7 protein-coding genes are annotated in these 12,375 nt (G+C 70.2%); 2 read left to right on the forward strand and 5 right to left on the reverse strand.

The window, feature by feature from the left end:
• Nucleotides 1–2: 2 nt before the first annotated feature.
• The gene (locus ACQP0N_RS19145) at nucleotides 3–4,367 is read right to left on the reverse strand and encodes a S8 family serine peptidase (RefSeq protein WP_433112421.1); all 4,365 of its coding nucleotides are present in this window, start codon (nucleotides 4,365–4,367) and stop codon (nucleotides 3–5) included.
• Between the two features lie 332 nt (nucleotides 4,368–4,699).
• On the opposite strand from ACQP0N_RS19145, the gene ACQP0N_RS19150 reads away from it, so the two are divergent.
• On the forward strand, nucleotides 4,700–5,254 hold the full coding sequence (locus ACQP0N_RS19150) for a winged helix-turn-helix domain-containing protein (RefSeq protein ID WP_433112423.1): 555 nt from the start codon (nucleotides 4,700–4,702) through the stop codon (nucleotides 5,252–5,254).
• A gap of 177 nt (nucleotides 5,255–5,431) precedes the next feature.
• On the forward strand, nucleotides 5,432–6,988 hold the full coding sequence (locus tag ACQP0N_RS19155; protein WP_433112426.1) for an OFA family MFS transporter: 1,557 nt from the start codon (nucleotides 5,432–5,434) through the stop codon (nucleotides 6,986–6,988).
• 12 nt (nucleotides 6,989–7,000) lie between these two features.
• Here ACQP0N_RS19155 and ACQP0N_RS19160 read toward each other — a convergent pair whose 3' ends face one another.
• From ACQP0N_RS19160 to fdh, 4 genes are read right to left on the reverse strand one after another with little or no spacing between them, the layout of a single operon-like run.
• Nucleotides 7,001–7,225 (reverse strand): hypothetical protein, encoded by a 225-nt coding sequence (locus tag ACQP0N_RS19160; RefSeq protein WP_433112429.1) that lies wholly within the window; start codon nucleotides 7,223–7,225, stop codon nucleotides 7,001–7,003.
• Complete coding sequence (gene nrfD / locus ACQP0N_RS19165; protein ID WP_433112432.1) at nucleotides 7,222–7,977, reverse strand: NrfD/PsrC family molybdoenzyme membrane anchor subunit; 756 nt, start codon at nucleotides 7,975–7,977, stop codon at nucleotides 7,222–7,224. The genes ACQP0N_RS19160 and nrfD overlap by 4 nt, the downstream gene beginning before the upstream one ends.
• Nucleotides 7,974–9,017, reverse strand: coding sequence for a 4Fe-4S dicluster domain-containing protein (locus ACQP0N_RS19170; protein WP_433112435.1), 1,044 nt, complete (start codon nucleotides 9,015–9,017; stop codon nucleotides 7,974–7,976). Before ACQP0N_RS19170 ends, nrfD begins: the two co-directional genes overlap by 4 nt.
• Nucleotides 9,018–9,020: 3 nt before the next feature.
• On the reverse strand, nucleotides 9,021–12,296 hold the full coding sequence (gene fdh, locus ACQP0N_RS19175) for a formate dehydrogenase (RefSeq protein ID WP_433112438.1): 3,276 nt from the start codon (nucleotides 12,294–12,296) through the stop codon (nucleotides 9,021–9,023).
• Nucleotides 12,297–12,375 lie beyond the last annotated feature (79 nt).

Here is a 12,375-nt window from a genome sequence, read left to right on the forward strand (position 1 = left end):
TGTCAGCACCGGATCGGCGCCAACCCGAAGTTCTCCACCGTGGGAGTGGTGGTGTTGATCTTCGTCTGACGGGTCTGGGGCTTCCAGCCGTCCTTGGCGACGATCAACGTGAGCGGGTTGTTCCGGCGGTCCATCCAGTAGGCGTAGTTACCGGCGGCGTCGGTCGCGAAGGTGAACGACATCGCCCACGAATCGACCTGCACCACCGCACCGGCGATCGGCGCGGTCGCGCCCGCGCAGCTCGTCCCGGTCACCGTACCCATCAGCTTGCCCCAGGTCTTCGGGGGCGTCACGATCATGGTCACCGTCACCGGCGGCACCGAGTACGGCGTGTTCTCCCGGATCGTGACCGCGGCCGAGTAGGTGCCCGGCTGGTCCACGTTCGCGGTCAACCCGACGGTGACCGTGACCTTCTCCCCCGGCGCGAGGGTGGCCGTGGTCTTGTCGATCGTCATCCAGCTGACGTCGGCCGCCGCCTCGGCGCACCCCTCGAAGCCCGGCAGCGCCTCGCTGTCCGGTGCCGCGTCGAAGCTGCCGGACGAGCCACCGATCTTGTAGAAGCCACACGCCGCGCCACCCCGGTACCGGGCGGTGTTGGCGTTCGGCAGGTTCGACCACGAGCTGGTGGCCGGGTCGAAGGCGAAACCGGCGTTGGTGATGGCGCCGCCCTGCGAACCGCCCACGACCAGCAGCTTGCCGCTGGCCACCGCGTACGAGCTGGCCCAGTTGTCGGTCGGCGCGTCCGCGATCGCGGTCCAGGTGTCGGCGCCCGGGTCGTAGGCGTAGCTGGCCTTCTGCGCCGCGGTGCCGTCGTTGCCACCGGTGCAGTAGAGGACGCCGTCGATCCCGCCGCAGGAGGCGAAGGCCACCGACTTCGGGTAGTTGGCCACCGTCTCCCAGGTGTCGGTGCCGGGGGTGTAGCGGACCACGGTGTTCGACATCGGCACGCAGGCCGCGGTCGTGCAGCCGCCCACCGCGTAGAGCTTGCCGTCGACGACCGCCTGCCCGGCCGCGGCCCGTGGCGCGGGGTTGTCGGCCAGCTCGGTCCAGGTGTTGGCCGCCGGGTCGTACGACCAGGTGGCGGCGTCCGGACCGGAGTCGCCCCAACCGCCCGTTGCGATGATCTTTCCGCCGACCACGCCGACGGTCAGCGCGTTGCGGGCGCCGGGAAGATCGGCGGCAGCCGTCCAGGCCTGCGCGACCGGGTCGTAGGCGTAGGTCTTCGCGGTGGAGGCGGTTCCGTCACCACCACCGATCGAGTACACCTTGCCGTCCAGGGTGACCACCCGGTTGTCCATGATGTTGCCCGGGTAGTCGGCGATGTCGGTCCACGGCGCGGCCTGCGGACCGGCCGCCGCGGCCGTCGCCGTCGCCGCCTTGCCGGACGACCTGGCCGCGACCGACGTCGGTACCGTCAGCCGTTGCTCGGCCGCGCCGGCCGCGCCGAGCGCCTGCTGCCGGGTCACCCGCGAGCCGTCGGCCCGCAGCAGCTCGAAGCCGTCGTCCCGCTCACCGAAGGCGACCTCGACGGGGGCGCCGCCGGTGTTGGTCACGGTGAACGTCCTGGTCGCCTTGCCGCTGGGCATCTGGAGCGTCGCGCTCAGCGCGGCGGGTGTCACCGACAGGCGGCCGGCCGCGAGGACGAAGTTCGCGGTCGTCGCCCAGTCCGGCTCGACGTCGACCTGCTTGGTCTGGCTGACGTAGCTGCCGGCCGTCGCGGTGAACTTGTGGGTACCGGTGAGCGTCGAGTAGATCCAGTAGAAACCGTCCGGCAGCCCCGGGTCGTCCGGGGTCGCCACGGTCACCGCCTTCTCGGCGGGCCGGTCGTTGCTGGTGACGGTGGCGCCGTTGAGGTAGCTGTCGTCGTTCTTGTCGCGGACGTTGCCCACGACCAGACCGCCGTCGACCGGCACGCAGGTGACCTGGCTGCCGATCAGGACGTTGTCGACCTCCCACCACCAGTCGTACTTGGCGTCGTAGTAGTGGAACCGCACCTGGACCTGCGACTTGCCGGCCGCCTGCGGGATCGGGATCTCGCTGAGCTTCGGTCCCCGGACGTCGGTCTCCTGCCGCAGGACGTTCGTCCAGGTGGCTCCCCCGTCGATGCTCAGGTCGACATCGGCGGTGTCATCGTTGAGCTGGTTGAAGTCCTGGTTGAACCGGATGACCGGGGCGCTGACGGCGGTCAGGTCGACGACCGGGCTGACCAGGGAGCTGTCCTGGGTCTTGCCCGCGCCGTAGTCGTCACTGTCGATCATCGCGAAGTTGCCGGTGCCACCGGTCAGGTTGCCCCGGCCACCGTCGTCGGTGAACTTCCAGACCTGCCCGCCGCCGACGTTGTCCACCACCGACCAACCGGCCGGGGTGGTCGTGGCGTCGAAGGTCTCGTACTCGCCGTCGGAGCCGAACGTGTAGCCCGGGGCCGTCGTGCACCTGGTGGTGTCCACCGGCACCGCGACGTTGGCCGTCACGTTGCGGGTGCCGACCACGACCTCCTTGGTGACCTTCTGGTAGCCCGGGTACTGCACCTCGTACGTCAGGGTGTACGTCTGCCCGGCCGGCAACGTGATGCTGTAGCGGCCGTTCGACGGGGTCGTGTAGTCGTACACGCCCGCCGGGCCGCTCACGGTCACCTTGGCGTACAGCGGCCAGCCGTGGCCGGAGCCGTCGGTGACCGAGCCGGTGACGTTGACGCGCGGCACCGCCGTCAGGGCGACATCGAGCGTCGTGGTCGTGCGGTTGGTGACCGTCGCCGTCTTCGTGGCGCTGCCGTATCCGAACGCGGACACGACGACCTGGTAGTCACCGGTCGGGAGGAGGGTCGAGTACGTGCCGTCGGCGCCGGTGGTGATCTCGCGCGACGTCGGGCCGGTGAGCGTCAGGGTCGCGCCGGCGATCGGGGCGCCGGTGGCCGCGTCGGTGACCGTGCCGGCCAGGGTGCCGACGTCGCCGGTGGGGGCGGCGTTGAGCAGCGCGAGGGCGTCCAGCCGGCCCTCACCCCAGACGTTGTTGTCCGCGGCGGTGCCACCGCACTGGTCGTCGGCCTTGTCGATCGCGGTGCCGTTGAGCAGCGCGCGCGTCGCGTCGACGTCACCGACCAGCGTGGGTGCCGCCGAGTACAGCAGGGCGATCGCGCCCACCAGGTGCGGTGCGGCCATCGACGTGCCGCTGGCGGTGCCGTACCCGTTGCCGGGAACGCTCGACCGCACGTTCACGCCGGGCGCGGAGATGTTGGGCTTGATCTCGCCGTTCTGCCCGACGCCGCGCGCCGAGAAGCTGGCGATGTTGTTGTTGACGTCGTACGCGCCCGCCGAGTAGTTGCTGGCCAGGCTTCCCGGCGAACCGCTGGTCTGGCACGCCGGTCCGCTGTTGCCGTTGGAGAACACCCCGAAGATGCCCGAGGCGGCCCAGGCCAGGGTCACGTCCTCCATGAACGGCTCGTTGGACGGCAGTCGGGTGCCCCACGAGTTGTTGATGATGTTGGGGCGCTTGCTCGCGTCCGGGTTCTGGCCGTTCGAGTCGGTCGGCTCGAGCATCCACTGACCGGATTCGATCAGCGCCTCGTCGGTGGGGCAGCAGCCGTTCGCCGCGATCCACTTGACGCCGGGCGCGACACCGATCTGGTTCGCGCCGGCGGAGCCGGCCATGGTGCCCATGGTGTGCGTACCGTGGCCGTCGTCGTCGCAGGGCGCGCCGTCGCACGTCCCGGCGGCGTCGAACCAGTTGTAGTCGTGGTCGAACGTGCCGTCGCCGTTGTTGCCACGGTAGGAGTTCACCAGGGCCGGGTGGTCGTACTGCACACCGCTGTCGATGCTCGCGATGGTGACGCCCTCGCCGGTGACGCCGTACTGGGACCAGACGTCGTCGGCGTTGATGTTGGCGACGCCCCACTCGACCGCGTTGACGGTCTTCTCGTCGGTGCCCTTGGTCAGTTTCGGCAGCTCGTAGGCGACCGGGGCGTAGAGGCCCTCGACCTCACTGTGGGCGGCGAACTGCTGGGCCATCGCCAGGGAGCCGCTGTTCACCTTGATGGCGTTGGTGGCCCAGAAGCTCTGGTACTTCGTACCCGAGCTGTCGAGTTCGGCGCGGACCTTGCTCTGGCTCCCGGCGGCGCTCGCCCGCAGCGCCTGCGCCACGGCCGCGCCCCGCTTGGTCCAGTCCTTGATGGCGCTGGCCTTGCTCAGGTCCGCGCGGTCCTTGAACCGAATCCAGAAGTCCCCTGCGCTCTTGGCCTCGAACTGCTTGGCGAGTTCCGGCCGGATCTTGTCCCCGACGGCGGTACCCGTCGAGCCGGGCGCGGCCTGCGCCCCGGAGCTGAAGCTGGCCAGGCAGGTGGCGGCGAGGACCAGCGCCACGCCGGCGCTCACCGCCGATCTGGCCGTTCGTCTCCATTGTGGACGTCTGAACATCGGTGCCGCCTTCCTCAGAACGACCCAGGGGTGTACGTGGGCCATGGTGGGAAGTGCGCGAGATCCACTCGACGGAACCGAGCGAACGGACCCCTTCATGCCTCCCCCATGCACCGCGCGGGTCACGCCGGTTGCCCGAGTGGACACTATGATCGAGAGGAAAGGACGATCAAGAACTTGCTGTGAGCATCTTGTCGCTACCGGTTGCCCTGCTGGTGACGCGCTTGCCAAACACTGTCAGGACCATGACGATGGGTGGGCAGGGATGCCCATCGATTCCAGGCGGTGCGGTGGCGGAGACCGACGACGCGGCGTTGGACGGGGGCGACCCGGCCGACGAGGAGTTTCCGCTGCTGATCGCGGTGACGCCGTCACCGCGCGAGCGCATCCGACTCGCGGAGCGGCTCGACGGGGTCGCGCCGCTGCTGCTGGTGGCCGACCTCGACGAACTGCGCCGGCTGATCGGGGTGCCGCAGCAGCGGCCCGGGCCGCCGGGCGAGCCGTCGCCGGGTCGTACGCCCACGGCCGAGCCCCGCCCCACCCTGATCGTCGACTCGGCCCGCTCCACCGCCCGGTACGGAGCGCGCGAGGTCGGCCTGACCCGGTTGGAACACGACCTGCTGATCTGCCTCACCACCGAGCCGGTCCGGGTGTGGAGCTACGCCGAGCTGCACCGGTCGGTGTGGCACGACGAGGCACGCGCGCACCGGGCGGACGTCCAGTCGCTGGTGAAGCGGCTGCGACGCAAGCTGGTGGTCCTCGGCACCGTCGCCACGATCGAAGTGGTGCGTGGCGTCGGGCTGCGGCTCACGGACCGGCAGGACCCGCGGATCGGGCGTGCCTGACTGCTGCCTGATTCAGGCAGTTCGTCAGCACGGGCCGACCGCCACGGCCCGGGTCAGCGCGTTTTCCCATATCCGGGAGGAGCGCCGTACGGGCACGTAACGTGAGCTACAGCCGATCAACGGCGAACGCCGGACGCGCCCGCCGCCTGCCCGCTCAGCCGCAGGAGGTGAGAGCCCATGCTGTCGATATTCGATCCCCGGCACACCGTCGCTCCCCCGGGATACAGCCGTTGGCTCATCCCGACCGCAGCGCTGGCCGTGCACGTGTGCATCGGTCAGGTCTACGCGACGAGCGTCTACAAGAACTCGCTCATCGCGCACTTCGACGCGAGCCAGACGGCGATCGGGGCGATCTTCAGCATCGCCATCGTCATGCTGGGATCGTCGGCGGCGGTGGGCGGCCGGTGGGTGGAGCGCAACGGCCCGCGCCGGGCGATGTTCGTCTCCGCCTGCTTCTGGGCCACCGGCTTCCTGGTCGGCGCGCTCGGGATCGCGACCCAGCAACTCTGGCTGCTCTACCTCGGCTATGGCGTCATCGGCGGCATCGGACTGGGCATCGGCTACATCTCGCCCGTCTCCACGCTGATCAAGTGGTTCCCGGACCGGCCGGGGCTCGCCACCGGCCTGGCGATCATGGGGTTCGGCGGTGGCGCCCTGGTCGCCGGTCCGCTCGCCCGCCAACTGCTGTCGCTCTACGACGCCGACTACAACCCGGCCAACCCGGCGGCGGTGGCGTCCGGGTCCGCCCTCGTGGGACTGTTCGTCACGTTCGGCATCGGCTACTTCGTGATCATGATGTTCGGTCCGTTCAACGTGCGGGTGCCGCCGCCCGACTGGCGGCCCGCCGGGTTCGACCCCGATCGGGTCGCGGCCCGACCGCTGGTGACGAGGGCGAGCGTCTCCGCGTCCAACGCCGTACGCACCCGCTCGTTCTGGCTGCTGTGGATCGTGCTGTTCTGCAACGTCACGGCGGGCATCGGCATCCTGGAGCAGGCCAGCCCGATGATCCAGGACTTCTTCCGGGACAACGGGTCCACCGCCGTGTCGGTGTCGGCGGCGGCCGGCTTCGTGGGTGTGCTGTCGCTGTTCAACATGGCCGGCCGGTTCGTCTGGTCGACGACGTCCGACCTGATCGGCCGCAAGCCGATCTACCTGGTCTACCTCGGTGTCGGCATGGTGCTCTACGCGCTGCTCGCGGTGGCCGGGCACGCGGCGACGGCGCTCTTCGTCCTGATCGCCGCTCTGATCATCTCCTTCTACGGCGGCGGCTTCGCCACCATGCCCGCGTACCTGCGGGATCTGTTCGGCACCTTCCAGGTCGGCGCCATCCACGGGCGGTTGCTGACCGCCTGGTCGGCGGCGGGCATCGCCGGCCCGCTGATCGTCAACCGGATCCTCGACGCCCAGGGCAAGCCCGGGACGCTCACCGCGTCGGCGTACCGGCCCGCGCTGTTCACCATGGTCGGCGTGCTCGCCATCGGCTTCGTCGCCAACCTGCTGGTCCGTGCCGTCCCCGACCGGTTCCACGAGCCGGACCGGGGGTCGGCCTCGCCCGTGGCCCGGGCCAGCGTCACCGAGCCGGTCGCCCTCGGCCCACGCAGCAGCCCACCGGTGCCCGAACACGTCGGCGATCAGACCGGGCGGCTCTGGCTGTCGTGGCTGCTCGTCGCGGTGCTGCTCGGCTACGGCATCGTCGAGACCGTCAGCACGGCCGCGAAGCTGTTCACGGGCTGAGGCGACCGGCGCTCACCGCGCGGGGCGGTCAGCGTCGGCCGACGCCGGGCCGCCGTCGGCGAGGCGGTCCCGCTGGGGTACGACCGTGTACCTCGGATCGCGCGCGGACACTGAGCCGGCCTCGAAGATCCCGAACCGGGTGGCCACCGACGAGGCCACCAGGGCCGCGCCGGAGAGCACCGACAGCAGCCGGCTGCGTCGGGAGAGCAGCGCGGCGACCGCGCCGACGCTGATCAACCCGTTGCCCGCCCGGACCAGGCGACCACTGTGACCGCTGCGGTAGGGCTCGCCCGTGACCGGCAGACGCTCCATCCGGTGACCGCCGACCAGCTTGAGGGCCGCGCCGGCGACGGCGAGCCGTCGCAGCGGGGCGGTCTCGGCGGGGGCGCCACGATGAGGCCGACCCCGGCCGCCGCGACGAGCGCGCTGCCGCCGAAGACGAACGGCAGATCGGGGTACGCGTCGTGCCAGGCCGGTACGGCGGTGTCGGCGAGCAGGACCCCGGTGTACGTGGCCAGCGCCGGCGCGGTGGCCGCCGCGGCGAGACCGGCGATGTCACCGACGCCGGGCGCCAGCCGACGGGCGAGGCCCAGCACACCGTGCCGCGGCAGCCGTGGCGCGAGTTCGGCGACCGCGGCCACCCCGGCGGCCGGGCCGAACGCGGTGAGGATCCAGGTGCCCATCGACATGGGCGAGGTCGGTTTGGCGACCCGGAGCATGTGGTGGAACCGCGCCGGCCGACCGAGGTCGTGCACCAGCAGGTACGCGCTGGCGAGGATGCCACCGAAGGCCGTCCAGCGGCCCACCTGGCGCAGCTCGGGACGGCCGGTCAGTTGGGCGCCCGCGCCGATCAGGGCGCCGCCGGCGGCGAGGCCCCCGGTGAACAGGTATCCGGCGATGTCGCGCTTCCACACCGGCGCCTTGAGGATCGGCCGGCCATAGTAGGAGCTGAAGTCGGCCGGCGGCACGGTCACCTGCTCGCGGGTCATGGCCGCCTGCCGAGGAACGCGCCCACCGTGACGGCGGCCATCGTCAGGGCGGCGATGCCGGCGCGTTTCCACATCGCCGGCAGGTCCCGGGTCGTCACCACCGGGTCCGGTGGCAGCCCGTACACCTCCGGCTCGTCGAGCAGCAGGAAGAACGCCCCGTCACCACCCACACCATCGTCCGGATCATGCCCGTACAAGCGGGCCTCGGGAACACCCCGCCCGTGCAACGTCGCCACCCGCGCCGCCGCCCGCTCCCGCAACTCCTCCAGCGGCCCGTACTGAATCGACTCGGTCGGACACGCCTGCGCACACGCCGGCGTCATCCCCGCACCCAGACGGTCGTAACACAGCGTGCACTTCCACGCCCGACCATCACCCTTACGCTGATCGATCACCCCGTACGGACACGCCGAAATGCAGTACCCACACCCATTACAGATGTCCTCCTGCACCACCACCGTCCCGAACTCCGTCCGGAACAACGACCCCGTCGGACACACATCCAAACAAGCCGCATGCGTGCAGTGCTTACACACATCCGACATCATCAACCACCGAAAATCCGACCGACCCTCCACGCCGCTGTCCCGCCCCGGCGGCCGCGCACCCGGCATACCCAGGAACTCCGGCCCGCCCGACATGCGGGTCGCCGCGCCGGGCTCGCCAGCTGGCAGACCCGGGTCCGTGCCGGTGTCGGCGACGGTCCGCGCCCCGACGGCCGCCGTCGCCGGGCTGACCGCCGGCCCGTCCGGGTACCCGGCGAACGCCGGGGAGGTCCCACCGAGCGGGCGCGGCTGCTCCACGAACGCCACATGCCGCCACGAGTTCGCCGTCAACGCACCCGTGTTGTCGTACGACATCCCCAACAGATCCAGACCACTTTCCGGAACGTCGTTCCACTCCTTGCACGCCACCTCACACGCCTTACACCCGATACACACACTCGTATCGGTGAAGAACCCCATCCGCTGCGGCGCGTCCACATAACCCGCGTCCGGCGCCGGATCGAGCGGCCCGTACAGGGCGTTGGCATGCGGCATCGCTCAGTCCTCCTGGTCGCTGCTGCTGTCGGCGACGTCCGTCGTGACCAGCGGCGGATAGCGGTGGCTCAGGTTGCCCGACCGTCGCCGGTAGTCCAGGACGAGATCCAGCAGGTCCTGGCCCCTCGGTCGCCGGCCGGGCCGTACGTCGCACGTGCCGACCTTGCTCTCCTGGATGAGGACGTTGGGGTCGAGGGTGATGCCGAACAGGTCGTTGGCCGAATCGCCGGTCACCAGACCCTCGAACCCGAAGTGGTACGGCAGCCACACCTGGTGCAGGATCCGACCGTCCACCCGCAGGGGCGTCACGCGGTCGGTCACCAGGACCCGTGCCTCGATGGCCGCGCGGGTGGTGACCAGGTGCGCCCAACCCAGGTGAGTCAGTCCCCGGTGCACGGCCAACTCGGGCGACACCTCGACGAACATCTCCGGTTGCAGCTCGGCGAGGTGCGGCACGGTCCGGCTCATGCCTCCGGCGGTGTGGTGCTCGGTGAGCCGGCTGACCGTGAAGACGTACGGGAAGACGTCGCTGTGCTGCTCCGGTGGGCTCGGGTTGAGGTTGTTGATCGGATGGATGTAGACCTTGCGGGTCGGGTTGGCCTGCTGGCGGTAGAGCGGGTTGCGCACCGGCGACTCGACCGGCTCGTAGTGGGTGGGCAGCGGGCCGTCCAGGACGCCGCTGGGCGCGTACAGCCAGCCCTTGCCGTCGCCCTGGAGGATGAACGGGTCGTCGCCCGCGATGCCCGCGACGCCCGAGGTGTTCGGCGGGGGCCGGTACGAGGGCGCCTTGGTCTTCTCGAAGTCCGGCACGTCGTAGCCGGTCCACTCGGATTTGTCCGCGTCCCACCAGACGTACTTCTTGCGTTCGCTCCACGGGCGGCCGTCCGGGTCGGCGGAGGCACGGTTGTAGAGGATGCGCCGGTTGGACGGCCAGGCCCAACCCCATTCGGGTGCCACCAGGGACTGTTCCGCACCGGGCTTGCGGCGGGCGGCCTGGTTGACGCCGTCGGCGTACACCCCGGTGTAGATCCAGCAGCCACCCGCCGTGGAGCCGTCGTCCTTCATCTCCGTGTAGCTCGCCAACGGCCGGCCGGTCGTCACGTCGTACCCGTTGATCTCGCGCAGCACCGACTCGGCGCTGGGCTCCGCGTGCGGACCGTGCGTGGGGTAGTCCCAGGTGAGGTCGAGCAGCGCCCGGTCGCGCGGTCGGGTCGAGCGCGCGAGGCGTTCCCGGATGATGCGACCGAGGTGGTAGAAGAACCACAGCTCGGAGCGGGCGTCGCCCGGCGGCTCAACGGCCTTCTCCCGCCACTGCAACAGCCGCTGGGTCTGCGTGAAGGTGCCCTCCTTCTCCACATGCGACGCGGCCGGCAGGAAGAACACCTCGGTCCGGCACTCCCGCGGCACGATCTCGCCCGTCTCGATCTCCGGACCGTTCTTCCAGAAGGTCGCGCTCTCGATCATGAACAGGTCCCGCACGACCAGCCAGTCGAGGTTCGCCATGCCGAGGCGCTGCGCCCGGCCGTGCGCCGAACCGATCGCCGGGTTCTGCCCGAGCAGGAAGTACCCCTTGATCTTCCCGTCGATCATGTTCAGCACCTGCTGGTACGTGCCGTGGTCGCCGGTCATCCGGGGCAGGTGGCCGTAGCAGTAGTCGTTGTCGGGGGTGGCCGCGTCACCCCAGTACGCCTTGAGCAGGTTCACCCCGTAGGCGCGCGCGTTGCCCCAGAAGCCCTTCTGCTCGGGATGGGCGATGCTGCCGATCCACTCGTCGAGGGTCGGGTGGTCGGCGTGATGCGGCATGGGCAGGTAGCCGGGCAGCAGGTTGAACAGGGTCGGGATGTCCGTCGAGCCCTGGATGCTCGCGTGCCCCCGCAGAGCCATGACCCCGCCACCCGGGCGGCCCATGTTGCCCAGCAGGAGTTGGATGATGGCCCCGGCGCGGATGTACTGAACACCCACGCTGTGCTGCGTCCACCCCACCGAGTAGACCAGCATCCCGGTACGCTCCCGGCCCGAGTTCGCCGTCCACTCCCGCGCCAACTCCAGGAACTTGTCCTGCGGGATGCCGCAGACCCGCTCCACCATCTCCGGCGTGTACCGGGCGTAGTGCCGCTTGAGGATCTGATAGACGCAGCGCGGGTGCTGCAACGTCTCGTCCCGCTGGGTCTGCCCACCCACCGGCGCACCGTGCGACTCGTGCTCCAGCCCGGCCGCCGTCTCCCGCTGCGTCTCGGTGTCCCGGGTGGAGATGTTCTCCGGGGCGCCCTCGTACTGCCAACTGCTCTGGTCGTAGCTGGCGTTGGCCTCCACGAAGCCGGAGAAGAGCCCGTGCAGATCCTCGGTGTCCTGGAAGTCGTCGGTCACAATGGTGGCGGCGTTGGTGTAGGCGAGGACGTACTCACGGAAGTCCAGCTCGTTGTCGAGGATGTAGCGGATCACCCCACCCAGCAGCGCGATGTCCGTCCCCGCCCGGATCGGCAGGTACGCGTCGGCCAGCGCGCTCGTGCGCGTGAAGCGCGGGTCGACGTGGAACACCTTCGCGCCCCGACGCTTGGCCTCCATCACCCACTGGAACCCGACCGGGTGCGCCTCGGCCATGTTCGAACCCTGAATGATGATCACGTCGGAGTTCGACAGGTCCTGCTGGTACTGGGTGGCGCCGCCGCGACCGAAGCTGGTCCCCAGACCGGGGACGGTGGCGGAGTGTCAAATACGCGCCTGGTTCTCGATCTGCAACGCCCCCATCGCCGTGAACAACTTCTTGATGAGGTAGTTCTCCTCGTTGTCCAGCGTCGCCCCACCCAGGCTGGAGATACCCAGCGTCCGGTGCAACGGCCGACCCTGCTCGTCCACGTCCTCCCAGGTCTCGTCCCGGGCGGCCAGGACCCGGTCGGCGATCATGTTCATCGCCGTGTCGAGGTCGAGGTCCTCCCACTCGGTGCCGTACGGCCGGCGGTAGCGGACCGTGGTCTGGCGCAGCGGGCTGGTCACCAGGCTCTTGCTCGCCGAGCCCTTGGGACACAACCGGCCCCGCGAGATCGGACTGTCCGGGTCACCCTCGATCTGCGTGACCTGCCCGTCCGCCACGAACACCCGCTGACCGCACCCCACCGCGCAGTACGGACACACCGACCGCGCCACACTCTCGGCGGTCTCGGTGCGGGCGGTCAGCGAGAGGGATCGGGCCGACTTGGCGGCGGCGCCGCGACCGAGCGGGTCGGTGCCGCTGAGCTGGCGATAGAGCGGCCAGCTCTCGATCCAGCGGCGCACCCCCATCGCTGCACCTTCCCGACGAAAGACCCAAAATATGAATACTCCGACAGTAGATGAGCGGACGGGCCCGCCGCAGCGGGAT

The organism is Micromonospora sp. CA-246542 (genome assembly GCF_050942905.1).
In the GTDB taxonomy this organism is placed as follows: domain Bacteria; phylum Actinomycetota; class Actinomycetes; order Mycobacteriales; family Micromonosporaceae; genus Micromonospora.